The organism is Caballeronia sp. AZ1_KS37 (assembly GCF_023631165.1).
Taxonomy (GTDB): Bacteria; Pseudomonadota; Gammaproteobacteria; order Burkholderiales; family Burkholderiaceae; genus Caballeronia; species Caballeronia zhejiangensis.
In genome coordinates this window covers 370,181-395,151 of the sequence record NZ_JALQDP010000030.1, presented here as the reverse complement: position 1 = coordinate 395,151, position 24,971 = coordinate 370,181, and the positions used below count along the sequence as shown (strand labels likewise).

At 62.3% G+C, this 24,971-nt stretch carries 23 protein-coding genes and 1 pseudogene; 16 read left to right on the top strand and 8 right to left on the bottom strand.

Going from position 1 to position 24,971, the window contains the following annotated elements; genetic code table 11:
• Positions 1 to 33: 33 nt before the first annotated feature.
• On the bottom strand, positions 34 to 972 hold the full coding sequence (locus tag NCS00_RS18075; RefSeq protein ID WP_008353151.1) for a LysR family transcriptional regulator: 939 nt from the start codon (positions 970 to 972) through the stop codon (positions 34 to 36).
• A gap of 132 nt (positions 973 to 1,104) precedes the next feature.
• Here NCS00_RS18075 and NCS00_RS18070 point away from each other — a divergent pair, with 132 nt between their 5' ends.
• From NCS00_RS18070 to NCS00_RS18060, 3 genes are read left to right on the top strand one after another with little or no spacing between them, the layout of a single operon-like run.
• Entirely contained in the window at positions 1,105 to 1,950 is an 846-nt protein-coding gene (locus NCS00_RS18070; RefSeq protein WP_008353152.1) for a fumarylacetoacetate hydrolase family protein, read from the top strand.
• Positions 1,947 to 2,690: an SDR family oxidoreductase gene (locus NCS00_RS18065; protein WP_008353153.1), complete on the top strand. Its 744-nt coding sequence runs from the start codon at positions 1,947 to 1,949 to the stop codon at positions 2,688 to 2,690. The genes NCS00_RS18070 and NCS00_RS18065 overlap by 4 nt, the downstream gene beginning before the upstream one ends.
• A gap of 40 nt (positions 2,691 to 2,730) precedes the next feature.
• Positions 2,731 to 4,047 (top strand): MFS transporter, encoded by a 1,317-nt coding sequence (locus NCS00_RS18060; protein ID WP_008353154.1) that lies wholly within the window; start codon positions 2,731 to 2,733, stop codon positions 4,045 to 4,047.
• A gap of 18 nt (positions 4,048 to 4,065) precedes the next feature.
• Here NCS00_RS18060 and NCS00_RS33515 read toward each other — a convergent pair whose 3' ends face one another.
• The 3 genes and pseudogenes from NCS00_RS33515 to NCS00_RS18045 form a co-directional block, all read right to left on the bottom strand.
• Positions 4,066 to 4,263, bottom strand: coding sequence for a DUF6515 family protein (locus NCS00_RS33515; protein ID WP_350029724.1), 198 nt, complete (start codon positions 4,261 to 4,263; stop codon positions 4,066 to 4,068).
• A 353-nt stretch (positions 4,264 to 4,616) separates the two neighbouring features.
• Positions 4,617 to 5,282 (bottom strand): annotated as a pseudogene (locus NCS00_RS18050) (DUF2092 domain-containing protein).
• A 466-nt stretch (positions 5,283 to 5,748) separates the two neighbouring features.
• A complete protein-coding gene (locus NCS00_RS18045; protein ID WP_175979417.1) occupies positions 5,749 to 6,723 on the bottom strand; it encodes a GGDEF domain-containing protein in 975 nt (324 codons plus the stop codon).
• Between the two features lie 254 nt (positions 6,724 to 6,977).
• On the opposite strand from NCS00_RS18045, the gene NCS00_RS18040 reads away from it, so the two are divergent.
• The 7 genes from NCS00_RS18040 (at position 6,978) to NCS00_RS18010 (ending at position 11,846) form a co-directional block, all read left to right on the top strand.
• A complete protein-coding gene (locus NCS00_RS18040; protein WP_250440658.1) occupies positions 6,978 to 8,072 on the top strand; it encodes a calcium:cation antiporter in 1,095 nt (364 codons plus the stop codon).
• Positions 8,073 to 8,177: 105 nt separating this feature from the next.
• Positions 8,178 to 8,966, top strand: coding sequence for an ABC transporter substrate-binding protein (locus tag NCS00_RS18035; protein ID WP_008353160.1), 789 nt, complete (start codon positions 8,178 to 8,180; stop codon positions 8,964 to 8,966).
• 86 nt (positions 8,967 to 9,052) lie between these two features.
• Positions 9,053 to 10,177, top strand: coding sequence for a succinylglutamate desuccinylase/aspartoacylase family protein (locus NCS00_RS18030; RefSeq protein WP_250440657.1), 1,125 nt, complete (start codon positions 9,053 to 9,055; stop codon positions 10,175 to 10,177).
• A gap of 69 nt (positions 10,178 to 10,246) precedes the next feature.
• Positions 10,247 to 10,714, top strand: a complete 468-nt coding sequence (locus tag NCS00_RS18025; RefSeq protein ID WP_008353164.1) for an RbsD/FucU family protein — start codon at positions 10,247 to 10,249, stop codon at positions 10,712 to 10,714.
• A 109-nt stretch (positions 10,715 to 10,823) separates the two neighbouring features.
• Positions 10,824 to 10,973 (top strand): hypothetical protein, encoded by a 150-nt coding sequence (locus NCS00_RS18020; RefSeq protein ID WP_157695790.1) that lies wholly within the window; start codon positions 10,824 to 10,826, stop codon positions 10,971 to 10,973.
• Positions 10,974 to 11,092: 119 nt separating this feature from the next.
• The gene (locus NCS00_RS18015) at positions 11,093 to 11,416 is read left to right on the top strand and encodes an ArsR/SmtB family transcription factor (RefSeq protein ID WP_250440656.1); all 324 of its coding nucleotides are present in this window, start codon (positions 11,093 to 11,095) and stop codon (positions 11,414 to 11,416) included.
• Entirely contained in the window at positions 11,409 to 11,846 is a 438-nt protein-coding gene (locus tag NCS00_RS18010; protein ID WP_008353168.1) for an SRPBCC family protein, read from the top strand. The genes NCS00_RS18015 and NCS00_RS18010 overlap by 8 nt, the downstream gene beginning before the upstream one ends.
• 72 nt (positions 11,847 to 11,918) lie before the next feature.
• Here NCS00_RS18010 and NCS00_RS18005 read toward each other — a convergent pair whose 3' ends face one another.
• The 4 genes from NCS00_RS18005 to NCS00_RS17990 form a co-directional block, all read right to left on the bottom strand.
• Positions 11,919 to 13,325 carry an NCS2 family permease gene (locus tag NCS00_RS18005; RefSeq protein WP_008353171.1) on the bottom strand — a complete coding sequence of 469 codons (1,407 nt, stop codon included), beginning with the start codon at positions 13,323 to 13,325 and terminating at the stop codon, positions 11,919 to 11,921.
• Between the two features lie 336 nt (positions 13,326 to 13,661).
• Complete coding sequence (gene ggt / locus NCS00_RS18000) at positions 13,662 to 15,329, bottom strand: gamma-glutamyltransferase (RefSeq protein ID WP_372492488.1); 1,668 nt, start codon at positions 15,327 to 15,329, stop codon at positions 13,662 to 13,664.
• Between the two features lie 134 nt (positions 15,330 to 15,463).
• The gene (locus tag NCS00_RS17995) at positions 15,464 to 16,225 is read right to left on the bottom strand and encodes an SDR family NAD(P)-dependent oxidoreductase (protein ID WP_008353174.1); all 762 of its coding nucleotides are present in this window, start codon (positions 16,223 to 16,225) and stop codon (positions 15,464 to 15,466) included.
• A gap of 92 nt (positions 16,226 to 16,317) precedes the next feature.
• Positions 16,318 to 17,247: a LysR substrate-binding domain-containing protein gene (locus NCS00_RS17990; protein ID WP_008353175.1), complete on the bottom strand. Its 930-nt coding sequence runs from the start codon at positions 17,245 to 17,247 to the stop codon at positions 16,318 to 16,320.
• A gap of 439 nt (positions 17,248 to 17,686) precedes the next feature.
• Here NCS00_RS17990 and NCS00_RS17985 point away from each other — a divergent pair, with 439 nt between their 5' ends.
• The 6 genes from NCS00_RS17985 (at position 17,687) to NCS00_RS17960 (ending at position 24,743) form a co-directional block, all read left to right on the top strand.
• Complete coding sequence (locus tag NCS00_RS17985) at positions 17,687 to 19,324, top strand: peptide ABC transporter substrate-binding protein (protein WP_008353176.1); 1,638 nt, start codon at positions 17,687 to 17,689, stop codon at positions 19,322 to 19,324.
• Between the two features lie 16 nt (positions 19,325 to 19,340).
• The gene (gene oppB / locus NCS00_RS17980; protein ID WP_250440655.1) at positions 19,341 to 20,261 is read left to right on the top strand and encodes an oligopeptide ABC transporter permease OppB; all 921 of its coding nucleotides are present in this window, start codon (positions 19,341 to 19,343) and stop codon (positions 20,259 to 20,261) included.
• Positions 20,262 to 20,272: 11 nt separating this feature from the next.
• Entirely contained in the window at positions 20,273 to 21,163 is an 891-nt protein-coding gene (locus NCS00_RS17975; RefSeq protein WP_502801586.1) for an ABC transporter permease subunit, read from the top strand.
• Between the two features lie 3 nt (positions 21,164 to 21,166).
• Positions 21,167 to 22,153 carry an ABC transporter ATP-binding protein gene (locus tag NCS00_RS17970; RefSeq protein WP_250440654.1) on the top strand — a complete coding sequence of 329 codons (987 nt, stop codon included), beginning with the start codon at positions 21,167 to 21,169 and terminating at the stop codon, positions 22,151 to 22,153.
• Positions 22,146 to 23,129, top strand: coding sequence for a murein tripeptide/oligopeptide ABC transporter ATP binding protein OppF (oppF, locus tag NCS00_RS17965; RefSeq protein ID WP_175979410.1), 984 nt, complete (start codon positions 22,146 to 22,148; stop codon positions 23,127 to 23,129). The genes NCS00_RS17970 and oppF overlap by 8 nt, the downstream gene beginning before the upstream one ends.
• Positions 23,130 to 23,300: 171 nt before the next feature.
• The gene (locus tag NCS00_RS17960; RefSeq protein WP_250440653.1) at positions 23,301 to 24,743 is read left to right on the top strand and encodes an OprD family outer membrane porin; all 1,443 of its coding nucleotides are present in this window, start codon (positions 23,301 to 23,303) and stop codon (positions 24,741 to 24,743) included.
• The last annotated feature ends 228 nt before the right edge of the window (positions 24,744 to 24,971 follow it).

Sequence of the window (24,971 nt, the reverse complement as noted above, 5' to 3'; positions counted from 1 at the left end):
TGGCAGTCGAAGCCGAAAACGCGGACGGGCACATCACCCGTCCGCGTTTTTTTCGCGCGTCAGTTCCTCGATGATGAGCCGCGCGGGCGCCGGCAATGCCGCGCCTTTTCTGGTCACGACGCCATACGGCTCCGTGCGCGAACGCACCGCGATGGCAAGCCGCTTCGCGAGTCCGTGTCCGGCGAGAAACGTCGCCATGTCGAGCGGCATCATCGCGACGAGCGTCGGATCGCGCTGCAGCAGCAGGACGGTCGTGATGGTCGATGCCGTTTCGATCGGATGCAAGGGCAGCGGCAGCCCCGCTTCCTTGAACTCGCGCTCGTAGAGGCTGCGGATCGGCATGATGGCCGGATAGACGATCCATCGGCTGGAAGCGAGTTCGCTCAACTCGACGCGCGGTGCATCGACGAGCGCATGGGAGACGCCCGCGACGATCGCGAGCGGTTCGTCGCGCAACTCGACGTAGTGGTAATGATCCGGCTGACGCGCGACGCTCGCACGGCAGATCGCGACGTCGAGCCTGCCTTGATCCAGCAGCGCGAGCAGGCGCGCGCTCGTGTCTTCGACGACTTCGATGGTCAGCGCCGGCTGCCGCTCGCGCAGTCGGGCGAGTGCATCGACGAGCACGCCCGACACCGCGCCGGTGATCGCGCCGATGGCGAGCCGTCCGCCCGTGCCTTGCAGAATGCCCGCCATTTCCTCGCGTAAATGCGCGACGTCCATGTGAATCAGCCGCGCATAGCGGATCACGCAGCGCCCGAGTTCGTTCGGCTGAATGCCTTGCGCCGAACGCGTGAAGAGCGTGGCGCCGAGCGTCGCTTCGATCTCGCGCAGCGCCTTGGTCGCGCCGGGCTGCGTAAGCGCCATTTCGTCGGCGGCGCGATGCAGCGAGCCATGATCGTCGAGCGCGATCAGCAGGCGCAGTTGCTTGAGCCGCAAGCGCGCGGCGATGGAATCGGCATTCGGCAGCATGGTTTCGGCAGGCATAGGGACAACGAGAAGATAACGGAAAGTTATTGCCCCCGCAGCAGCTTTCATTATTCAAGCGATGCAGCGTTCTCTACATTGTGGGTTCCGTTCACCTCTTCAAGGAAAAACCGACTCATGAAGCTGCTGCGATACGGCGCTCCCGGCCGCGAAAAACCCGGCCTTCTCGATTCCAGCGGCGCGATCCGCGACTTGTCCGGCGTCGTCGGCGATATCGCGGGCGATGCGCTCCTGCCCGAATCGCTCGCACGTCTCGCGAAGCTCGATCCATCGACGCTGCCCGTCGTGCCTTCGAACGAACGCATCGGGCCGTGTGTCGGACGCATCGGCAAGTTCATCTGCATCGGGCTCAATTACGCCGATCACGCGGCGGAATCGAATCTGCCGGTGCCGTCGGAGCCGGTCGTGTTCAACAAGTGGCTCTCGGCGGTCGTCGGCCCGAACGACGATGTGCGCATTCCACGCGGCTCGAAGAAGACCGATTGGGAAGTGGAACTGGGCGTCGTGATCGGCAAGGGCGGCGCGTATATCGACGAAGCCGATGCGATGAGTCACGTCGCCGGTTATTGCGTCATCAACGATGTCTCCGAGCGCGAATATCAGATCGAGCGCGGCGGCACCTGGGACAAGGGCAAGGGCTGCGATACGTTCGGCCCGATCGGTCCGTGGCTCGTCACCGCCGACGAAGTGCCCGATCCGCACAAGCTCCCGCTCTGGCTCGAAGTCGACGGCAAGCGTTATCAGAACGGCAACACGAGCACGATGATCTTCAAGGTCGGCGAGATCGTCGCGTATCTCTCGCGCTTCATGAGCCTGCAACCGGGCGATGTCATTTCGACGGGCACGCCGCCGGGCGTCGGCATGGGGCAGAAGCCGGACGCCATCTATTTGCGCGCGGGACAGACGATGCGCCTCGGCATCGAAGGTCTGGGCGTTCAACAACAACGCACGGTGGACGCATGAACCGATACGACTTCACGAATCGCGCGGCTGTCGTGACGGGCGGCGCGCAGGGCATCGGCTACGCGGTGGCGCAGCGTCTATTCGAAGGCGGCGCGCGCGTCTCGTTGTGGGATCGCGATGAAGCCGCGCTGGCGAATGCCCGCGCGCGTCTGGGCGACGTTCAGACCGTGCTCGTCGATCTGACGGATCGCGATGCAGTTGCCAACGCGACGTCGCGCACGCTGGAGCGCTTCGGGCAAATCGACGTGCTCGTGCACAGCGCGGGCATCGCGGGCGCGAACGCGACGGTCGCCGATTACGCGCCGGAAGAATGGTCGCGCGTGATCGACGTCGACCTCAACGCGGCGTTCCATGTGAATCAGGCGATCGTCAGGGCGATGATCGCGCGCGGCTATGGACGCATCGTCAACATCGCGTCGATCGCGGGCAAGGAGGGCAATCCGAACGCGTCGGCGTACAGTGCGGCGAAGGCGGGCGTGATCGCGCTGACGAAGAGTCTCGGCAAGGAAACGGCCGGCCTCGATATCGCGGTGAACGCCGTGACGCCCGCCGCCGCGCGCACGAAAATCTTCGAGCAGATGAAGCAGGAGCACATCGACTACATGCTGTCGAAGATTCCGCGCGGACGCTTCGTCGAAGTGAACGAGATCGCATCGATGGTCGCGTTCCTCGCTTCGTCGGAGAACTCGTTCACGACGGGCGCGGTCTTCGATCTCTCCGGAGGACGCGCGACTTACTGAACACACGCGTCAAGACAAGAAAATCAAGGAGACAAGCCACATGAATACCTTCGCCGCCCCGCGCGAGGCGACGCTCGACGACAGCCGCATCTACAAGAAAGTGTTCTGGCGCTTCGTGCCGCTGTTCGTCGCGTGCTTCGTGTTTTCGTATCTCGATCGCATCAACATCAGCTTTGCGAAGCTGCAGATGCAAAGCGAGCTCGGCTTCTCCGACGCCATGTACGGCTTCGGGGCGAGCGTATTCTTCGTCGGATACTTTTTATTCGAAGTGCCAAGCAATATCGTTTTGCATCGCGTCGGGGCGAAGCGCTGGATCGCGCGCATCATGATTACGTGGGGCATCGCGTCGGCGTGCATGATGTTCGTGCGCAGCGAAACGTGGTTCTACGTGCTGCGCTTTCTGATCGGCGCGCTCGAAGCGGGCTTCGTGCCGGGCGCGCTGTACTTCTTCACGAAGTGGTTTCCGTCGTCGCGGCGCGGGCGCATCAACTCGTTTTTCATGGCGTCGATCGCGCTGTGCGGGATCATCGGCAGCCCGCTGTCGGGCGCGATCATGAAGTTCTGCGATGGCCTGAACGGCATGCCCGGATGGCAATGGCTCTTTCTGCTCGAAGGCATTCCGTCGGTGCTGCTCGGCTTTGTCGTGCTCGCGTTCGTCGATGACGACGTCGATCACGCAAAGTGGCTCGACGCCGGCGAAAAGCGCGCGCTGAAAGCGCAACTCGCGCGCGATCCGAAAGTCGGCGAAGTGCATTCGCTGAAGGCCGCGTTCAGCCAGCCCGTCACGCTCGTGATGGCGCTCATCTATCTGTTCCTCGCGATGGGCATCTACGGGCTCGTCTTTTGGATGCCGCAGCTCGTGAAAACCGCGGGCACGAGCGATCCGTTCATGATCGGCCTGATCTCGATGCTGCCTTACGCGGTCGCGGGCATCGGCATGATCCTGATCGGCAAGCATTCGGACCGGACCGGCGAACGGCGCTGGCACCTCGGCGCATGCGCGCTCGCGGGCACGATCGGTTACGTGCTGTGCGGCTTTTTCCCGACGAACACGGTGATGCTCGTGATCGGCCTCACGATCGCCGCGACGGGCATCATTACGTCGCTCGGGCTGTTCTGGATTCTGCCGACGCGCTTTCTCACCGGTATCGCAGCGGCGAGCGGCATCGCGCTCATCAATTCGGTCGGGCAGTTCGGCGGGATCATCAGTCCGTACATGGTCGGCAAAGTGAAGACGATGACCGGCAGCGCGACGCCCGGCCTCTATGCGATCGCATGCGCGTGCCTGCTGGGCGCGATGCTGATCGTGTGGGGCCTGCCGCGCCGCCTGTATTTCCGCGAGAGCGGCAGCGAGTGAAGCGAACTCGACCGCGGGTCAGTGAGGCGCGTTGACCACCACGTACTGAACGGACGTGCCCGAGTATTGCGGCTGATACCACGTCGAGCCGCATTGCTGATACGTCACGCCGTTGACGCTGATCGCGGAGCAACTGGGCGGCAGTGTATGAACGATGGAGCCGACTATGGCTGCCGTCGCGACCACGGTTGTCGTGACGGCGGCAGCGGTTGCCACCGGATGGTCGTTGTACCAGCCGCCGTTGTTGTAGCAGCAGCCGTGGTTTCACTGATGTTCTGCGCCGCATTCATCCGGTTATTGCTGATGTTTGTCGCCGCGTTCGTTCGGTTCGAACTGACCTGCTGAACGGTGTCCTGCCGGTTGCCCTCACGCGTCGTGCGGTTGGCTTGCCGTGTCGCGACATTGGTTTCATGCGCGCTCTGCCAGGCGCCGCTATTCACGGACGTTTGAGCGCCGCCGCGGACTTGAAAGGCGCTTGCCGTCGACGCGATTGCTGCCAGTAAGAGCGCCGCGCATGCCGTGCTTGAGAAGTTCTTCAAATTCATGATGATGATCTCTACATTAATCGATTATTGCGTGTCTTTGACCTGCACGATTTTGATTTCGCGCGCGCTCTCAGGGGCCGAGAATGCGAATGCGCCATTTCCGATTTCAGGATTGAGGTTCCAGCGATAAATCGCCGTGTATTGCGGCCGCTCCTTGTCCGACAATGTCACGATATTCAACTTGCACGGCAGCGGTTTATCGCCTTTCTGAACCCAGAGCTGCCAATCGACCGATTTTTCGTGGTATGCATAATGTGAGCACGTCGCGCCGTTTATTGTCTCGTCACCGAGATAGGCGGCGGAAAGCACTCTTTTCATGTCGTCCGGATTCGCTCCCAGCGTGAAAATATCGCTTAACGGCAATTCGATTCCGTACTTGTCGCCGAGATCGTTGATCAGTTCCTTGATGGTGGCCGGCGCCGGCACCGTCGCATATTATTTGCCCGGCTCAGTGTAAAGCGTGAAGTGCTTTCCGTCGAAATAGGCGTGACGACTGCTGCCAGGCGCACCGCCGGAAATATCCGCCTTGAGATGATCGGGGCGATTTACGGTCAGCTTCGTCGTGTGCGACAACTGGACCAATTGTGCCGTTTTACCGTCCACCATGATTTGATCTGTCGTCGAATCGACATCCAGAACGAACTGCTTCACGGTTTGCATATAAGCGCTCATTTTGGCCAGCGCTTCCATTGCGGCGGGATCTGGTTTATGCGCGGTCGCCGTTTCCTTCGCCGATGCGCTTACCATGCTGCATAACGCGCCTGCAACCGCGGCGCACAGCGCGAGTTTCGCGAAGATAGTCGTCATTGTCTTCTCCTGAATTGATGATTGAAATTCGACGAGATAATCATCAGAGAATACCTTTTTGTTATAGTAACATGATTTAGTCCGCGTAAATTTTCTTTGCCGATTGAAATAAATTATATGATGGAAGTGCGTCAGTTCAACTGAAACACTGATTTTCGGTTTTTGCTTCGTGCCCGGCTGACGCGATTATTACGTTTTTTGACGTCGAACTTATTCCCGCCGTATTTTCGGCGCGTTGAATAAGTATTTCGTTTGGCGGCGCGCTGGACAATCGCTGCCTGCGACGCCTTTCATTTGAATAAGCGCAATCTGTTTCGGATCAATGCACAGATCGCAATGCTCGTTGGCGCTAGCGCGCCGGAGCGCTTTTGCGCGCGGCTTTCTGCGCGTACATCTTGCTGTCGCTTGCCGCGAGCAGATCGATCACCGACGAATGCCGAGCGGCGTCGAACTGTGTCTGCCCGACGCTGAAGCGAATCCGATAACCCGGCGCCGATGCCGCATTGCTCGCGGCGAGCAATTCGCGCAGGCGATCGAGCGCGCGGCGCGTTTCGTCTTCGCGGGCGTCGGTCAGAAGGGCGACGAATTCGTCGCCGCCCAGACGGCCGATGACATCGCTCTCCCGCAGCGATTCGCGCAGCGCGGCGGCGAAGGTCACGAGCGCGCGATCCCCTTCCGCATGACCGAAGGTGTCGTTGATCTGCTTGAAATCGTCGAGATCGAAGAAGAGCAGCGACGCGTCGCGCTCAAGGCGCTTGCAGACGTTCAGCGCATGCTGCGCGAGCGCTTCGAAGCCGCGCCGGTTCGCGATGAGCGTCAGCTCGTCGACGGTCGCGAGCTCGATCGCCGCGATCTCCTGTTCCGCGATATGCGCGAGATCGCGCAACAGGCCGCGTTCGTCGCCGTCCAGCTCGCGCGGGCGCGTGTCAATGAGACAGAGTGTGCCGAGCTTGCTGCCGTTGGGCACCATGAGCGGCTGACCGGCGTAGAAACGGATGCCCGGATGGCCCGAGACGAGCGGGTTGTCGTGAAAGCGGACGTCTGCGCGGGCGTCGGGAATCATGAAGACGTCGTCTTGCAGGATCGCGTGTCCGCAGAAAGAAATGTCGCGCGAGGTTTCCTGCACGCCGAGACCCGCGCACGACTTGAACCACTGACGGTTTTCGTCGATGAGCGAGACGAGCGCGATGGGTACGTCGAAGACGCGGCGCGCGAGACGCGTCAACCGGTCGAAGCGTTCTTCGGCGGGCGTATCGAGGATGCCGAGCGTGCGCAGGGTGGCAAGGCGGGCGGATTCGTTCTCGGGTATCGGTGCGACGAGCATGTGTCTCCGTGCTTAACGTAACCACTGGAGCCGTTATTCTCTGACAATTGCGCAATAAATACACCCGTTCGTGCCGAAGGCGCGCGGTTGCGTTTTCGCTATGATGCCGATGGTCTGCGGCCCTTTGTCACGGCAATCCCTTCGCACGCGCGGCGCTCGCGCAGGTCCGATGCATTCGGCGCGTTTTTGCTGCAACCTCGTGGCTACATCGCAAGAGCCGACGATCCCATTCAACCGATCCGCCCGGAGCGCCGATGAAATTCAAGCTGGACTGGACCCTCGTTTCCCCGATTCTCGCGCTCGTCGTGCTGGCCGCGGCCGCTTTCATACACAGCGGCGCGCTGATCGTGCTCGCGGCCATCGCGCTGGCGTTCGCCGTGTTCGCGGCGGTGCATCACGCCGAAGTGGTCGCGCATCGCGTCGGCGAGCCGTTCGGCACGCTGGTGCTCGCGGTCGCCGTCACGGTGATCGAAGTCGCGCTGATCGTCTCCGTGATGCTTTCCGGGGGCCCGGAAAAAGCCGGTCTGCCGCGCGACACGGTGTTCGCCGCGATCATGATCTGCAGTTGCGGGATCGTCGGGCTGTGTCTGCTGATCGGCGGCTTGCGGCATCACGTGCAGGATTTTCAGCTGCAAGGCGCGAGCGCCGCGCTCGCGATCCTGTGCGCGCTTTCCGTGCTTACACTGGTCTTGCCGAATTTCACGAGCACGGTCGCCGGTCCCGCGCTTTCGACGTCGCAACTGATCTTCGTCGGCGTGATTTCGCTCGTGCTGTACGTGACGTTCGTGTTCGTGCAGACGATCCGCCATCGCGATTATTTCCTGCCGTTCACGCCGCCGGCCGCCGCGGGCGTGCAGGACGAGGACGAGGCGCCGCACGCGCCGCCGCCGAGCAACCGGGAGGCGTGGGTCGCGCTCATCTTTCTGATGCTTTCGCTGGTTTCGGTGGTCGGGCTGGCGAAGCTGCTGTCGCCGGCGGTGGAAGCGGGCGTCGCGGCGGCGGGCGCGCCCGAGACTGTGGTCGGCGTGGTGATCGCCGCGCTCGTGCTGCTGCCGGAAGGACTCGCCGCCTTGCGCGCGGCGCGCCTGAACCGCCTCCAGACGAGCTTGAATCTCGCGCTCGGTTCGGCGCTCGCGAGCATCGGATTGACCATTCCCACAGTGGCCGTCGTGTCGATCTTCATGGGCCAGCCGATTTCGCTCGGGCTCGCGCCCAAGGAAATCGTCATGCTCGCGCTCACGCTGCTCGTGTCCGTCATTACGCTCGGCACGGGCCGCTCGACCGTGCTCCAAGGCGTCGTGCATCTCGTGATCTTCGCGGCTTTCCTGTTTCTTTCGGTCGTGCCTTGACGCGCGTCGTCCGATCAATCGTGCGATTTTGTTACCATTCACGGTTTTTCGCGCGCGTCCGCGCGCGACGTTTCGCGGTCTCATCGAAAGTCCTGAAGGAAAAGCATGTCATTGAAGAAGTCCGCATCGTTCGCGATGCTTGCAGCACTCGCCGCCGTGTCTTTCTCGGCGCAAGCGAAGGAAATCACGCAAATCCGTTTCGCCGTCGATCCGTCCTATCCGCCGTTCGAATCCAAGCAGGCCGACGGCAAGCTCGCCGGCTTCGATATCGATCTCGGCAATGCGCTCTGCGCGCAGATGAAGGTCAAGTGCGTGTGGGTCGAAAACAATTTCGACGGCATGATTCCCGGCCTCAAGGCCCGCAAATTCGACGCCGTGTTGTCCGACATGGGCATCACCGAAGAGCGCCTGAAGCAGATCGATTTCACCGATCCGCTCTATGACACGCACGCGCAACTCGTCGCGCGCGCCGGCTCGGGCATCCTGCCGACGCCGCAGGCATTGAAGGGCAAGCGCGTCGGCGTCGAGCAAGGCACGGTGCAGGAGCGTTACGCGAAAGTGAAATGGGAGCCGCAAGGCGTGACCGTCGTGGCTTACGGCGATCAGGAACAGGTCGAGGCCGATCTCGTCGCGGGCCGCATCGACGCGATCTTCACCGACGCCGCGCAAGCCGCCATCGGCTTTCTGAAGAAGCCGCAGGGCAAGCCGTTCGCGCTCGTCGGCCCGATCGTCGAGGACAAGGCGATCATCGGTCCGGGCACGGCCATCGGTCTGCGCAAGGGCGACGCCGATCTGAAGAACGGCCTGAACAACGCGTTCGCCGAGATCAAGAAGAACGGCACGTTCAAGCGCATCATGGCGAAGTATTTCGAGACGGATATCTCGATCCAGTAAGCGCCGTCCGCCGCATTCGTTTTCGACCGGAAAGGCATCGTTCGCGATGCCTTTTCTTTTCGCTTTCGACGAGAGATACATCGAAGATGCAGGTTCATCATCATCCGCTCGTCGGCGCGTCGCTCGGCACAGGGCGCGCGATCACGAGCTATCGATTCGGTCCGCAAGACGGCGACGCGGCGCCGAAGGTCTATATCCAGGCTTCGCTGCATGCCGACGAATTGCCGGGCATGGTCGTCGCGTGGTATCTGAAGCGGCGCTTCGCCGAACTGGAAGCAGCGGGGAAGCTGAACGCGCGTGTCGTAGTCGTGCCGGTCGCGAATCCGGCGGGATTGAACCAGCATTGGTTCGGCACGCAGATGGGCCGCTTCGAGATGCGCTCGGGGCAGGACTTCAACCGGCGCTTTCCCGAGTTCGGCGCGGAATTGGCGCTCGAACTCAAGAACCGTCTGACGGGCGACGCGACGCGGAACGCTCGGCTCATCCGCGCGGCGCTGCGCGAGCATCTGGCGGCGCTCGAAGCGGCGACCGAGCTCGAATCGCAACGCATCGAGCTGATGAAACTCGCGTGCGACGCGGATCTCGTCATCGACCTGCATTGCGACTGGGAAGCCGTCGCGCATCTCTACACGACGCCCGGCGCGTGGCCCGCGATCGAACCGCTCGCGCGCTATCTCGGCAGCGAGGCGCAATTGCTTGCGGACGTGTCGGGCGGCGAGCCGTTCGACGAGGCGTGCACGGCGGCGTGGCGCTATCTGCGCGGTGCGCTCGGCGAGCGCTTTCCGATTCCGATGGGCGCGCAATCCGTCACGCTCGAACTGCGCGGCGTGCGGGACGTGTCGCACGAGATGGCGGCGCGCGATGCACAGGCGATCGTCGATTATCTGACGCACATCGGCATGATCGCAGGCGATGCGCCGAAGCCGCCGCCGCTGCGCAATCCCGCGACGCCGCTTGCGGGATGCGAGTACATCCACGCGCCGATGTCGGGCGTGATTCTGCATCGGCGGGAAATCGGCGAGCGGATTCGCGCGCGCGACGTCATCGCCGACGTGCTCGATCCGCTCGACGATCGCCTCGTGCCGCTCGTGGCGCAGACGGAAGGGCTGCTCTACGCGCGGCACTGGACGCGCTTCGCGACGGCGGGAATGCTGGTCGCGCGCATCGCGGGCGCGGACGCGGCGCGGCAGGGCGACCTGCTCGTGCCTTAGCTGCGCCTCGGTTGCGCGGCGGCGGGTACCATATATTCGGCTGGCCTTACGTCATGGAGAACAAGAAACATGCTCAAGAACATCGATCCGCTGCTCAACGCGGACATCCTGCACGCGCTCTGCGCGATGGGTCACGGCGACGAAGTCGTGATCTGCGACGCCAACTTTCCCGCCGATTCCGTCGCGCGACAGACGGTGCTCGGGCGCGTGCTGCGGCTCGACGGCGTGAGTTCGCCGCGCGCGGTGCGGGCGGTGCTGTCGGTGCTGCCGCTCGATACGTTCGTCGATCATCCTGCTCAGCGCATGGAGGTCGTCGGCGACGCGGCCGCGCTGCCCGCCGTGCAACGCGAAGCGCAGCGTGAAGTCGATGACGCCGAGGGGCGCGCCGTGCCGCTGGCGTCGATCGAGCGTTTTGCCTTCTACGAGCGCGCGAAGAACGCGTATTGCGTGATCGCCACCGGCGAATCTCGGGGTTACGGCTGCTTCATCTTCAAAAAGGGCGTGCAGTTGGCGCCCGACGCGCCGGAGAAAAATTGACCGATCGACCTAGGGAATACCCTGTTGCTTTTTTGAAAACGTGTTGCGGTGCAGCGAGAAAGGCGTATAGTTAGGGTTATTCCCTAGCTACTTACCCTGAGAGACCCACATGAAAACCACCGCACAACAATCCCTGGTCGTTTCGTTCGGTTCCTGGCTGCGCGCGGCAAAGGCTGCGGTGCGTCGTGAGTGGAACCGTGCGCTGCAACTGCATCTCCAGAACTGCGAGATTCTCGTCGAATCGTATCGCCGCAAGTAAGCCGCGCGCGACAGCATCCCGGTCAAGAGCATCATCCGCAACGCCCCGGAAGTGAAGAGCTTCCGGGGCGTTGTCGTTTTCGCGCTTGACATGCAACCAAATGGTTGCATAATCCGTTCATGGATGACGATTCGGTTTTTCGCGCGCTCGCCGACGCGAGCCGCAGGCAACTGCTCGACCGGCTTCGCGAGGCGAATGGCCAGACGCTCGGCGATTTATGCGACGGCCTCGTCATGACGCGGCAGGCCGTGTCGAAGCATCTCGCGATACTCGAAGACGCGAATCTCGTGTCGACGCAGCGTCATGGCCGCGAGAAGCGTCATTTCCTTAATCCGGTGCCGATCCACGAGATCGCGCAACGCTGGATCAGCAAGTTCGAGCGTCCGCGGCTGGACGCTTTGTCCGACCTGAAACGCTCGCTTGAAGGAGACGATCATGAGTAGCGACACGTTTGTGTATGTGACCTACATCCGCACGACGCCGGGAAAGCTGTGGGAAGCGCTGACGACGCCTGAGTTCGTTCGGCAGTACTGGTTCGGGATGCATCAGGAATCCGACTGGTCAGCAGGCTCCGCGTGGAAGATGCTGTTTTCCGATGGACGCGTCGCGGATGCCGGAGAAGTGCTCGAAGCCGAGCCGGGCAAGCGCCTCGTGCTGAAATGGCGCAACGAATTTCGCGACGATCTGAAGGACGCGGGCTGGTCGCGCTGCACCTACGACATCGAGGCGCTCGGCGATGCGGTCAAGCTCACGGTCACGCACGTCAGCGAGAGCAAACCGTTCATCGAGGCCGTGTCGGGCGGATGGCCGAAGATTCTGTCGAATTTGAAGTCGTTGTTGGAGACGGGTTCCGTCGCGCTCGTCACGAAGTAACACGGCCATGAAAAACGGCGCGCTGTCCTCTCGGGTAGCGCGCCGTTTCGCTTCACGCGATCGAGCCGTCGATCAGATCGCCCAGCCGCCGAGATAGAAAACCGCGAGCACGACCGCGATCGCCACCGTGCCGACATTCAGCTTGCGCCATTCGCCCGCGACGATGCGGCCGATCACGAGCGTGCAAAAGCCGAGCATGATGCCCGTCACGATATTCGCCGACAGCACGATATACACCGCGCAAACGAGGCCCGACATCGTGTCGACCGTGTCCTCGAAATGCAGCTTGCTCACGTTGCCGAGCATCAGCAGGCCGACGTACATCAGCGCAGGCGCCGTCGCGTAGGAAGGCACGAGCGCGGCGAGCGGCGACAGGAACATCACCACCAGGAACAGCACGCCGACGACGCTTGCCGCGAGACCCGTCTTCGCGCCCGCCGCCACGCCCACCGACGATTCGATATACGCCGCAGCCGGCGCGCCGCCGAAGCAGGCGGAGAAGATCGAGCTGAGCGAATCGGCGGTCAGCGCGCGGCCGCCGTTGACGATGCGTCCGTTCTTGTCGATCTGGCCCGCTTGGCCCGCGACCGCGCGGATCGTGCCGGTCGCGTCGAACACGGCGGTCATCACGAGCGCGAGCACGCTCGGCAGTACGGCCATCGAGAGTGCTCCCTTGATGTCCATCGCACCGATCAGCGATGCATGGCCCGGCGCCGACAACGCCGGCAGCGCGAACACGCCATGAAAGCGCACGGACGGATCGAAGATCAGGCCGATCGCCGACAGGCCGATCACCACCAGCAGGATGCCGCCCGGCACGCGCCGGCGCTCCAGACCGAAGATCGCGGCGAGGCCCGCCACCGACATCAGCACCGGAAACGCCGTGATATGCCCGAGCGACACCGGCATGCCGGGCGCGGGATTCTTGATGATGAGCCCGACATCGTTCGATGCGATCAGCAGCAGGAACAAGCCGATGCCGATGCCCGTGCCGTGCGCGACGCCCGTCGGCAGATTGCGCAGGATCCACGAACGCACGCCGGTGACGGAGATCGCGGTGAACACGACGCCCATCAGGAACACGGCGCCGAGCGCGATGTTCGGCGTCAATCCCTTGCCGAGCACGAGACCGAAGGCCGTGAACGCAGTCAGCGAGATTGCGCAGCCGATCGCGATCGGCAGACGCGCCCACACGCCCATCAGCAGCGAGCCGAACGCGGTCGTGAGGCACACCGCGACGAACACAGCGCTCGTGTCGAAGCCGGCCTTGCCGAGCATGCCCGGCACGACGAACACGGAGTAGACCATCGCGAGGAACGTCGTAACGCCCGCGACGATCTCGCGTTTTTCCGTGCTGCCGGTTTTGGAAATGCCGAAATAGCGATCGAGAAATCCGCCGCTGGCGGTCTGAACGCTTTCCTCTCGTTCTGTGGGGGTGATGTCGATGTCGCCAAGCTGCTGGGCGGAGGATTCCAACATGAGCTGCTCCTTTATCAGCACGCTGAAACGGAACGCCGTGCGCCGCGCTTGTCAGCTCGCCGGCACCGCGGGTCCATCGTCAGGGTCGTCTCGTATGTAGTTCTGGATGAATGCCGGGTGACGCGCTCTGATGGCTGCACTCGGTCAGGACAGAGACTAGGGGAACAGAACGCGGGGTCCAATCCCATGAAAAACATGCCGCTCATGCCGAGCGGCTTATATGCCGCGAATCCCGCGCGGGACGGGGCTCCCGCATGAGCGAAAAAAGGCCGGACTAGGGGAAACGCCTAGTCCGGACCGGACCGCTATTTTACTCGTTCGACGTTGTAAGGCGCGTTACTGGATGACGCGCGACACGCCGCGTCCGCGCGGATCGGACATCGGTTCGGGCTTGTCGCCGTCGATGCGGATCGCCTGAATGTCGCCATTGAAGTTCTGCATCGTGAACTTGTAGCCCTTGTCTTCGAGCTGCTTGACGACGCTCGCGTCGAGCTGATGGAACGGCTCCTGATAGATGGTGTCCGGCGGCAGCAACTGATGATGGAATCGCGTCGCGCCGACGGCTTCCGCCAGCGGCATGTCGAAGTCGTACACGTTCGTGATGACCTGGAAAATCGACGTGAAGATGCGCGAGCCGCCCGGCGTGCCGATCACCATCGCGACCTTGTCGTCCTTCGTGAGGATGGTCGGCGTCATCGACGAAAGCGGACGCTTTTTCGGCGCGATGGCGTTCGCATCGCTGCCGACGACGCCGAACATGTTCGGCACGCCCGGCTTCGACGCGAAGTCGTCCATTTCGTCGTTGAGCACGACGCCCGTGCCTTCCGCGATCACGCCCGAGCCGAAATAGCCGTTGATCGTGTACGTGTTCGACACCGCGTTGCCCCATTTGTCGACGACCGAAAAGTGCGTCGTTTCCGCCTTCTCGGGCATCGACGTGCCGAGTCCCGGCTGCACGCTCTTCGTGTCCGAAGGCTTGTCGGGATTGACTTCCTGCGCACGCTTCAGGATGTAGTCGTCGTTGGTGAGCTGCGCGACCGGCACCTTGTAGAAGTCCGGATCGCCGAGATATTGCGCGCGGTCCGCGAACACGCGCTTCTCGATTTCGGCCACGAGATGGATGTACTGCGCGGAATCGAGCGGCACGTCCTGGAACTTGTCCTTGAGGTCGGCCTTCATCTTGAGCAACTGCACGAGGCCGACGCCGCCGGAGCTCGGCGGCGGCGCGGTGATCACGCGATAGCCGTTCCAGCTTGCCGTGATCGGCTGACGCCACACCGCCTTGTAGTCCTTCAGGTCGCGCGTCGTGATGAGGCCGTGGCCTTCCATCGACTTGGCGATCAGCTCGGCGGTTTCGCCTTCGTAGAAGCCTTTCGCGCCTTTATCGGAGATGCGCTGCAAGGTCTTGGCGAGATCCGGCTGCTTGAACACCTGACCGGCCTTCATGCCGCCGAAGTACAGATCGAAGTTGGTCTTGCCGGCGAACTCCTTCGATGCGTTGTCGCGTCGCGAAACGAGTTGATCGTCGACTTCGAAGCCGTCCTGCGCGTACTTGATGGCCGGCGCGAGCACCTGTTTCCACTTCAACTTGCCGAAGCGCTTCTGCGCTTCCCACATGCCCTGGACCGTGCCCGGCACGCCCACCGCGCGATGCCCGATGAGGCTCATGCCCTTGATGACCTCGCCCTTGTCGTCGAGATACATGTTGCGCGTGGCCGAAAGCGGCGCGCGCTCGCGATAGTCGAGGAAGTACGGACGATGATCGACGTAGAGCGTCATGAAGCCACCGCCGCCGATATTGCCCGCTTCCGGATACGTCACGGCGAGCGTGAAGGCGATCGCGACGGCCGCATCGACCGCATTGCCGCCGAGCTTGAAGATTTGTTCCGCGGTGTCGGCGGCGTATTTGTCGGCGACCGCGACAGCCGACGCGGTCAGCACCGCCGGCTGATTGTCGGTGGTTTTTGCGTAAGCCGGCGCCGTCTCGACGAATCCCGCCGTCATGAGCGCCGACGCGACGATGGCGCCGAGTGCGACCGAGCGGATGCGAAGTTCCTTTTTCAAAAGCATCTCCTGCGTTCTCCTTTATTGCATGCGACGAAAGACCAGCGCTTTATATACCACGAGCCGCGCGACGCTCAGGGCATCAACTGGCCGCCGTTCACGTCGATGATCTGGCCCGTCACATAGCGCGACATCGCTTCCGACGCGAGATAGAGGAACGCGCCGCTGCAATCGTCCGGCTCGCCGATGAAGCCCATCGGAATTGCCTTGCGGAAGGATTCGAGTTGTTCCGGCGATGTGAAGCGCTCCTGAAACGGCGTCTGGATCACGCCGGGCGCGACCGCATTCACGCGGATGCGATCCGGCATCAGTTCCTTCGCCATGCCCTTGGTGATGGTGCTGACGAAGCCCTTCGACGCCGCGTAGAGGAGCGCGCCCGGCCCGCCGCCGTTGCGCGCCGCCACCGATGTCACGTTGATGATCGAGCCGCCGCCGCCCGAGCGCAGCGACGGCAGCGCCGCGCGCGTGAACGCGACGACCGAGCGCGCGTTGATGTGCATGATCTCGTCGAAGAGCTCGTCGCTCGCGGACGCGATCGGCTCGCGTTTCACGAGACTGCCCGCGTTATTGATGAGCACGTCGATCTTGCCGAACGTATCGGCGACTTGCGCCACGGCGGCATCGATGGCTTTTGAATCGCGCACATCCGCGCCGACGGTGATCGCCGTGACGCCGAGCGCGCGCACGTCCTTCGCGACTTCCTCGGCCTTGTCTTTCGAGCTGTTGTAGTGCACCGCGACATTCGCGCCGTATTGCGCGAACGCCCGCGCCGCCGCGGCGCCTATGCCGGTGCTCGCGCCGGTGATGAGAATCGACTTGCCTTTCAGATCGTGCATGTGTGCTCCGTATGGATGAGGGTTTGAAGCGGGCGCAACAGACGAGAGTATGAAACGGAAAACCGATCGGCGGCCGAGTGGCGCGCGGCGCGTCAGTCCTCCGCGAGAGGCGCTTCTTCGGCGGCCTCGAACGAATAGTGCTCGACCACGCGCTTCACCGAACTTCGGAACGATGCGACGAGATCGGAGCGGATGCCGCTGCTCGGATACGACAGCACGTATTCATACTCGATGTCGGTCTCGAACGGCCGCACGACCACGCCGTGCGCGCGCCAGACCTTGGCCGCGAACGGCTCGACGATCGAAATGCCGAGCCCGCCCGCCACCATCGCGTAACGCGTGTGCGCCGTGTCGGTGAAAACGGTGTAACGCGGCCGGTCTTCCGTCGATGAAATCAGCGATTGCTCCGCCTCGTACGGCTGGCGCGCGTTCGGCAGCCAGCCGATGAGCTTTTCGCCGCGCAAGTCGGAAGGGCGCACGATCTTCTTCTTCGCGAGCTTGTGCGTCGTGGGCATCGCGCACGACGCGCGCGCCTTGAGCAGCGTCTCCACCTCGATGCCCGCGACCGCCGGAAACGCCAGGCTCAACGCGACATCGGCCTTGTGGTTCTGCAGGTTCACCAGCACTTCCGGCACTTTCACCGAATCGACCTTGATCGGCACGCCGGGATGACGTTCGGTGAAATCGGCGAGTACGGGCGGCAAAAGCGTGGTCGCGAGCACGGGCATGCATGCGACCGTGAGGCTGTCTGAAGCTTCCTCGCGAATCATTGCGGCGACCTGCTTCAAGCGCTCCAGGCCGAGGAAGTTTTCCTCGACGGACTTGTAGAAGCGCAGGCCGGCGGTCGTCGGATTGAGACGGCCGCCGATGCGCGAGAACAGGCTGAAACCGAGATCGGCTTCGAGATCGGCGATCAGGCGGCTGATTGCGGGCTGCGTCACATGGAGTTTTTTTGCTGCGCCGACACTGGTGCCGGTCATGATGAGGCTGCGAAATGCCTCGATCTGGCGGAAACGGATCATCTTTCGGACGGCTCTGAAGCGGCGGTTATACGGCGACGCAATCTTATAGGAAACAAACACTTGCTGCCTTAACCCTGTTCAGCTAACCAAAGCCCGAAAGTGCGTTAAACCAACAAATTGAACGACTATTCGAAAAATTTAGTGACTATAAGCACATGTGAGTGGCATCCGTCTTATTGATACGAAATACTCGCCGCCAGCCTGAAGCACGAATGAAAGCGTCTACGTAAGAAATATCCGCCAGACGCGCGGTTTTCAACGAGTTATCGGCATTGGCGCGCCGACAGAAGATAGAAAGCAATACGTTAGATTCTCCGGGCTTGAAGCTGCTTTGTTTATCCCAACGGCGATAAACGATCCGCTACACGAAGGACTGCCAAATTTCGAAAGCCCGGCGAAAGGCAACAATCGATAAACGAGACAGGAAAGAGGATTCCCCATGACGTTTTTTGCCGTTCCCCACGCATCGATCCAACGCACGAAACTCGCCGCCGCCGCGGCGCTGCTCGCGTTCTCCGCGCTGAACGCGTCGGCCGCCATCGTGCCGCCGGGTGTTGCGCTCGCCGCGAAGCAGGAACTCGTGCGCAACAACGGCTCGGAGGTCGAGACGCTCGATCCGGCGCTGGTCGAAACCGTGGTGGCGGCCAACGTCTCGCGCGACCTGTTCGAGAGCCTGACCGCGACGAATTCGGACGGCACGGTCGTGCCCGGTGTCGCGGAAAAATGGGAACAGAAGGACGCGACGACCTGGATTTTCCATCTGCGCAAGAACGCCCGCTGGTCCAATGGCGACGCCGTCACCGCAAACGATTTCGTGTACGGCTGCCAGCGCTTCCTCGACCCGAAAACGGCGTCGTCGTATGCGAGCGTGTACGGCCCGTTCCTGCTGAACGGCGCGGATATCGCCGCGGGCAAGAAGCCGGCGAGCGCGCTCGGGGTGCGCGCCATCGACGCGAGCACCGTCGAAATCAAGACCGCCGGACCCGTGCCGTTCCTGCCGGAACTGATGTCGAATCCGAACCTCGGGCCGGTGCATCGCGCTACGATCGAGAAATTCGGCAAGGAATGGACGAAGCCGGGCAACATCGTCAGCAACGGCGCGTTCCAGTTGAAGGACTGGCAGGTCAACAGCAAGCTCGTGCTGACGAAGAACGCGAACTACTGGGACAAGGCGAACGTTCAACTGACGCAAGTCACGTATCTGCCGGTCGAAGACGAGAACACCGACGTCAAGCTGTTCCAGTCCGGCGAGAACGACATGACGTATCAGCTTCCGACCGGCACCTATGCGAAGTACAGCCAGCAGTTCCCGAAGGACATCCGCAACTCGCTGATTCTCGGCACGCGCTACTACAGCTTCAACAATCGCGATCCGCTGCTGAAGGACGTGCGCGTGCGCAAGGCGCTCTCGATGGTCATCGACCGCGACCTGCTCGCGCAACGCGTGACCGCCGATGGTCAGACGCCGCTTTACGGCCTGCTGCCGAAGGGCGTGAGCGGCGCCGACGTGTCGAATTACGAATGGGCGACGTGGCCGATGGCCAAGCGGGTCGAGGAAGCCAAGAAGCTGCTCGAACAGGCGGGCGTGAAGCCCGGAACGAAGCTGCGATTCGCGATGAACACGAGCGATTACAACAAGAAGATGGCGATCTTCGTCGCATCGGAATGGAAGTCGAAGCTCGGCCTCACGATGGACATCGAATCGATGGAGTTCAAGGTGCTGTTGAAGAAGCGCCATGAAGGCGACTATCAGATCGCACGCAACGGCTGGGTCGCCGATTACAACGACGCGACGACCTTCCTTACGCTCGTGCAATGCAAGTCGGAGCAGAACGACAATTTCAGCTGCAACCCGAAGGCCGACGCGCTCATCAAGGAAGCCGGCGAAACCACGGATCAAGCCAAGCGCACGCAGTTGCAGACGCAGGCCGCGAAGATCGTAATGGACGACTATCCGATGCTGCCGCTCCTGCAATACGGCCTGCCGCGCCTCGTGAAGAGCTACGTCGGCGGATACTCGCTGAAGAATCCGATGGATCATTACGGCAGCAAGGATCTCTACATCGTCAAGCACTGACGGCAAGGAGCCTTTCATGTGGTCCTATACCTTGCGGCGCGTGTTGCTCACGCTGCCGACGCTGCTGATCGTCGTGACGATCTGCTATCTGCTCCTGCACGCAACGCCGGGCGGTCCGTTCGATGGTGAGCGCAAGATTCCGGCGGAAGTGCTCGCGAATCTGCAGGCGAAGTATCACCTCGACGAGCCGCTGTGGAAGCAGTATGTGTTCTATCTTCGAGACCTTCTGCACGGCGATCTCGGTGCGTCGTTCCGTTATGCCGACTGGAGCGTGAACGATCTCGTGCTTCGTGCGCTGCCGGTGTCGCTGACGATCGGCGGCGTGTCGATGCTGCTTGCCATCGTGATCGGCGTCGCGCTCGGCATCGCCGCGGCACTGCGCCGCAATAGCATCGCGGACTATGTGCTGATGCTCGCCAGCAACGCGGGCAATGCGTTCCCGTCGTTCGTGCTCGGGCCGGTGTTGATCCTCGTCTTCGCGATCCTGCTCAAGTGGCTGCCCGCGGGCGGCTGGAACGACTTCCAGTTGCGCTATATGGCGCTGCCCGTCGCGCTGCTCGTGATGATCAACGTCGCCACGGTCGGCCGCGTGACGCGCGCGAGTCTGATCGAAGTGCTGAACACGAACTACATCCGCACCGCGCGCGCGAAAGGCTTGCCGATGCGCACCATCGTGCTGCGCCATGCGCTGAAGCCGACGCTCATTCCTGTCGTCTCGGTGATCGGCCCGCTCGCGATCTCGTCGATCACGGCGGCGGTCGTCACGGAATCGGTGTTCTCGCTGCCGGGCATCGGCAAGCTGATCGTGAACGGCGCGGCCAATCGCGATTACACGCTCGTGCTCGGACTCGTCGTGCTCGTCACGGTGGTGGCCGTGCTGCTCAACCTGCTGGTCGATCTCACGTATGCGTGGCTCGATCCGAAGATTCGTTACTGAAAGGGCGCGCGATGAAATCTGCTTCTCTTGCACCGATGCTCGAAAGGGCGGTCGCCGGCCGCAGCCCGTGGCAGGACGCGCGCGCGCGTTTCCTGCGCAACAAGGCGGCGGTCGTGAGTCTCGTGCTGCTCGTGCTGATCACGCTCGCGTGCATCGTCGGACCGTGGTTGTTGCCGAACGAATTCGACTCGACCGACTGGAACGCGACGAGCGTCGCGCCGACGCTCGCCAACTGGCATCTGTTCGGCACGGACGACACTGGCCGCGATCTGCTCGTGCGCTGCCTGATCGGCGGGCGCGTGTCCCTGATGATCGGCGCACTCGCCACGCTCACGTCGGTGACGCTCGGCATCCTGTGGGGCGCGGTCGCGGGCTTCGTCGGCGGACGCGTCGATAACGCGATGATGCGTATCGTCGACATGATGTACGCGATTCCGTATCTGCTCATCGCGATTCTGATGGTGACGCTGCTCGGCCGCGAGTTCTATCTCGTCGTCATCACCATCACGATCTTTTCGTGGATGGACATGGCGCGCGTCGTGCGCGGCCAGACGCTGTCGATCCGCTCCAAGGAATATGTCGAAGCGGCGCGCGCGATCGGCGTGCCGACGCGGCGCATCATCCCGCGGCATGTGGTGCCGAATCTGCTCGGCATCGTCGCGATCTATACGACTGTCACCGTGCCTGCCGTCATCCTCACGGAATCCGTGCTGTCGTTCCTCGGCCTCGGCGTGCAGGAACCGATGACGAGCTGGGGCGTGCTGATTCAAGACGGCGTCGGCGTGATGGAGTCGTCGCCGTGGATTCTGCTGTTTCCGGCGGCGCTGCTCTCGATCACGCTTTACTGCATCAACTTTGTCGGCGACGGGCTGCGCGACGCGCTCGATCCGAAGGACAGGTGAGCCATGCCGCTACTCGAAGTCAACGATCTGCAAGTCGAATTCAGGACGCACGACGCCGCCGTGCGCGCCGTCAACGGCGTGAATTTCACGCTGGAAGAGGGCGAGACGCTCGGCATTGTCGGCGAGTCGGGCTCGGGCAAGAGCCAGAGCGTGCTCGCGATGCTCGGCCTGCTCGCATCGAATGGGCGCGCGAGCGGACGCGCGATGTATCGCGGCGAGAATCTCATCGGCATGACGAATCGCGCGATGAACCGCATCCGCGGCAATCGCCTGTCGATGATCTTCCAGGATCCGATGAGCTCGCTCAATCCGTATCTCACGATCGAGCGGCAGATGACCGAAGTGCTCGAACTGCACAAGAACGTCACGCGCCGCGAAGCGAAGAGGCGCGCAATCTCGTTGCTCGAAGCCGTGCGCATTCCCGAGGCCGCGCATCGCATCGGGCAGTATCCGCACGAGTTGTCGGGCGGCATGCGTCAGCGGGTGATGATCGCAATGGCGTTGCTGTGCGAGCCCGAAGTGCTGTTCGCCGACGAGCCGACCACCGCGCTCGACGTCACCGTGCAAGCGCAGATTCTGCAATTGTTGCGCAATCTCCAGCATGACTTCGGCACGTCGATCGTATTGATCACGCACGATCTCGGCGTCGTCGCCGGCTTGTGCGAAAAAGTCATGGTGATGTACGGCGGGCGTGTGATGGAGCAGTGCGATGCGAGCACGTTGTTCGCGCAGCCTTCGCATCCGTACACGGTCGGCCTATTGCGCGCGTTGCCGCGTCTCGATCACGACGGCGGCGAGCTGACCGGCATCCCCGGCAATCCGCCGAACATGGCCCATCCGCCGGCGGGCTGTCCGTTCCACGAACGATGCGCCGATGCAAGCGATGAATGCGCCGTCGATGCGCCCGCGCTGAAGGCGATCGGACCGGGCTGGCTGCGGGCCTGTCATCGTCCGGTTCATCTGATCAAGAAGGAAGCGAGCCATGTCTGACGCGACGATTCTCTCCGTGCGCGACATGCGCGTGCATTTTCAGGTGAAGCCGAAGAACCGTCTGCCGTGGGCGGCGCGCCGCACGCTAAAGGCCGTCGACGGCGTGAGCTTCGATCTCAAGGCGGGCGAGACGCTCGGCGTCGTCGGCGAATCGGGTTGCGGCAAGTCCACGTTGTCGCGCGCGATCCTCAATCTCATTCCCGCGACGAGCGGCGACATCGTGTGGATGGGCGCGCGCTTGTCGGGCGCTTCGACGCGTGAATGGCATCGCGTGCGCGGCGACGTGCAGATGATCTTTCAGGACCCGCTCGCATCGCTCGATCCGCGCATGACGATCGGGCAGATCATCGCGGAGCCGCTCGTCGAGCATCGACCCGGCATGAACACGCGCGAAGTCGAAGAACGCGTGCGCGCGATGATGGCCAAGGTCGGTCTGCGCGAGCAGATGATCAACCGCTATCCGCACGAGTTTTCGGGCGGGCAGTGTCAGCGCATTGGCATTGCGCGGGCGCTGATCGTCGAGCCGAAGCTCGTCATCTGCGATGAACCGGTGTCCGCGCTCGATGTGTCGATTCAGGCGCAGATCGTCAATCTGCTGAAGTCGCTGCAAAAAGAGATGAAGCTCGCGCTTATCTTCATCGCGCACGATCTGGCCGTGGTGCGGCACATCTCCGATCGCGTGATGGTGATGTATCTCGGCCGCGTGATGGAGCTCGCGGAGAAGCACGCGCTCTATGACACGCCGCGCCATCCGTATACGCGGGCGTTGCTGTCGGCGGTACCGGTACCCGATCCGGCCGTCGAGCGCGCAAAGACCGTGCAGATTCTGTCGGGCGACATTCCGAGCCCGATCGATCCGCCTTCGGGCTGCGTGTTTCATACGCGCTGTCCGATGGCCGACGCGCGTTGCGCACGCGAAGTACCGGTGTTGCGCGCGCTTGGTGAGAGTTCGTCGGCCGCCTGTCTGTATGCGTGATGGCCCCGGCGTAAAGGGACACTTTCTCTTTTACTAGCGCGTCCCTGAACGGACCGTTCGTGCCGATCCTTCGCGATCGACGGGCACGGTTCACTTTGTCGAGTAATTCGGAATCCTTTCTAGTTGTTCATTTCATGTTGTTTGCGGGTCGAGTCAGTGGAGATACTTTTCATGAAAAAACAAAAAACGTCAGCGGCATTGTCCATTTTGCTTTTCGGCGCTTATATCGCCGCAGCCGTTCCGGCACATGCGCAACAGGCGCCGACGCAGGCCGCGCAGGCGCAGCAGCCATCCGCCGACGATGATCTGCTCACGCGTCAAAAGGCGCTGGCACCGGATTCGCCGCCCAACACGGAAGCCGATGCGCCCGTCAGCAATCAGGCGAAATCGAAGGGATTCATCGAGGATTCGCACTTGAATCTGTTGATGCGGTCCTTCACAGAGCATGACGAATTCAAGGGCGCAGGCAAGAAGGACGCGTGGGTCCTCGGTGCGCAGGCCGTGTTCGAGTCGGGCTATACGAAAGGGCTGATCGGCGTGGGTGCGGACGTGTCGCTCTTCGGTGCGTTCAAGCTGAACGGCGGGCAGGGCGCGGGTAATCGCGTGCACGTTTCCTCGAGCGGCGACCCGAGCGGCGCGAACCAGCTCGCGTGGGCGTATCCGGGCGTGTGGGACGTGAAGGCGCGCGTGTCGAACACGGTGCTTAAATACGGTCAGCAACTCTTCGATAACCCGTTCCTCGTGCCGCACGACAACCGCGCGTTGCCGCCGACGTATCGCGGCTTCTCGCTTGCCAGCGACGAGATCAAGAACCTGACGCTCAAGGCCGGCACGGTCGATGGCGTGATCGCGCGCGGCATGACGACCGTCACCGGCCTCACGACGGAATACGGCGGCACGCACGTCTCGCAGTTCACGTACTTCGGCGGCGACTGGACACACGGTGACGATACGGCCGTCTCGCTCTACGGCAGCGTCGCGAACAACGTATGGCAGCAGTACTACCTGACGGCGACGCAGAGCATCGGCGATCCGAAGAGCATCCGCTGGACGGGTTCGTTGAACTACTACTACACCGGCGCGATCGGCGACAAGCGTCAAGGGTCGATCAACAATAACGCGTATTCGCTCGCGCTCGCCGGCACGCACGGCGCGCATACGGTGCAGTTCGCGTTCCAGCAGATCGTGAGCGATCAGACGTTCGACTACATGGGGCAATCTGCGGGCGATTATCTGTCGAATTCGCTCGATGTCGACTACAACCAGCCGCATGAAAAATCGGTGAGCCTGTCCTATTCGCTCAACCTCAAGGAATACGGCCTGCCCGGCGCGAAGTTCGCGTTGTGGGGTGCTTACGGCTGGGGCGCGGATGGCAGCGCGATGGCTAACGGCGACAGCGCTCAGGCGGCTAACTATCTGGTGAACGGCAAGCCGATCAGCGGTACGCACTACGAAATCGGCGTGATCCCGAGCTACACGATTCCCGACGGCAAGTTCAAGAACACGTCGATCAAGTTCTACTACATGCATCACCACAGCAATAGCGCGTACTATCCGGACGACACGAGCGACGTCTACCGGCTGATGGTCAATGTCCCCGTGAACGTGTTCTGAAAACGCCTAAAAACACCGCAGCGTAAACCCTACAAAAATACCCGTTTACATTACGTTTAACTTTCATTTATAAAGAGAGGGCGTGCTGCGGATTGCCATGTCTCGCCCACGCTCATCGCCCGGCAGGTCTCCCTCTGCCGGGCTTTTTTTCGTCTGTACGATCCGCGCTCACTGCAGCTTTCATGCGCTTACACCGTTTCATCCTCTAAGTGAAAACCCCGCCATTTC

Bases quoted from the DNA above. Each gene is read 5' to 3' on its own strand.
- NCS00_RS18075 (WP_008353151.1), bottom strand. From the start codon at position 972: ATGCTGCCGAATGCCGATTCCATCGCCGCGCGCTTGCGGCTCAAGCAA.
- NCS00_RS18070 (WP_008353152.1), top strand. From the start codon at position 1,105: ATGAAGCTGCTGCGATACGGCGCTCCCGGCCGCGAAAAACCCGGCCTT.
- NCS00_RS18065 (WP_008353153.1), top strand. From the start codon at position 1,947: ATGAACCGATACGACTTCACGAATCGCGCGGCTGTCGTGACGGGCGGC.
- NCS00_RS18060 (WP_008353154.1), top strand. From the start codon at position 2,731: ATGAATACCTTCGCCGCCCCGCGCGAGGCGACGCTCGACGACAGCCGC.
- NCS00_RS18045 (WP_175979417.1), bottom strand. From the start codon at position 6,723: ATGCTCGTCGCACCGATACCCGAGAACGAATCCGCCCGCCTTGCCACC.
- NCS00_RS18040 (WP_250440658.1), top strand. From the start codon at position 6,978: ATGAAATTCAAGCTGGACTGGACCCTCGTTTCCCCGATTCTCGCGCTC.
- NCS00_RS18035 (WP_008353160.1), top strand. From the start codon at position 8,178: ATGTCATTGAAGAAGTCCGCATCGTTCGCGATGCTTGCAGCACTCGCC.
- NCS00_RS18030 (WP_250440657.1), top strand. From the start codon at position 9,053: ATGCAGGTTCATCATCATCCGCTCGTCGGCGCGTCGCTCGGCACAGGG.
- NCS00_RS18025 (WP_008353164.1), top strand. From the start codon at position 10,247: ATGCTCAAGAACATCGATCCGCTGCTCAACGCGGACATCCTGCACGCG.
- NCS00_RS18020 (WP_157695790.1), top strand. From the start codon at position 10,824: ATGAAAACCACCGCACAACAATCCCTGGTCGTTTCGTTCGGTTCCTGG.
- NCS00_RS18015 (WP_250440656.1), top strand. From the start codon at position 11,093: ATGGATGACGATTCGGTTTTTCGCGCGCTCGCCGACGCGAGCCGCAGG.
- NCS00_RS18010 (WP_008353168.1), top strand. From the start codon at position 11,409: ATGAGTAGCGACACGTTTGTGTATGTGACCTACATCCGCACGACGCCG.
- NCS00_RS18005 (WP_008353171.1), bottom strand. From the start codon at position 13,325: ATGTTGGAATCCTCCGCCCAGCAGCTTGGCGACATCGACATCACCCCC.
- ggt (WP_372492488.1), bottom strand. From the start codon at position 15,329: ATGACGGCGGGATTCGTCGAGACGGCGCCGGCTTACGCAAAAACCACC.
- NCS00_RS17995 (WP_008353174.1), bottom strand. From the start codon at position 16,225: ATGCACGATCTGAAAGGCAAGTCGATTCTCATCACCGGCGCGAGCACC.
- NCS00_RS17990 (WP_008353175.1), bottom strand. From the start codon at position 17,247: ATGATCCGTTTCCGCCAGATCGAGGCATTTCGCAGCCTCATCATGACC.
- NCS00_RS17985 (WP_008353176.1), top strand. From the start codon at position 17,687: ATGACGTTTTTTGCCGTTCCCCACGCATCGATCCAACGCACGAAACTC.
- oppB (WP_250440655.1), top strand. From the start codon at position 19,341: ATGTGGTCCTATACCTTGCGGCGCGTGTTGCTCACGCTGCCGACGCTG.
- NCS00_RS17975 (WP_502801586.1), top strand. From the start codon at position 20,273: ATGAAATCTGCTTCTCTTGCACCGATGCTCGAAAGGGCGGTCGCCGGC.
- NCS00_RS17970 (WP_250440654.1), top strand. From the start codon at position 21,167: ATGCCGCTACTCGAAGTCAACGATCTGCAAGTCGAATTCAGGACGCAC.
- oppF (WP_175979410.1), top strand. From the start codon at position 22,146: ATGTCTGACGCGACGATTCTCTCCGTGCGCGACATGCGCGTGCATTTT.
- NCS00_RS17960 (WP_250440653.1), top strand. From the start codon at position 23,301: ATGAAAAAACAAAAAACGTCAGCGGCATTGTCCATTTTGCTTTTCGGC.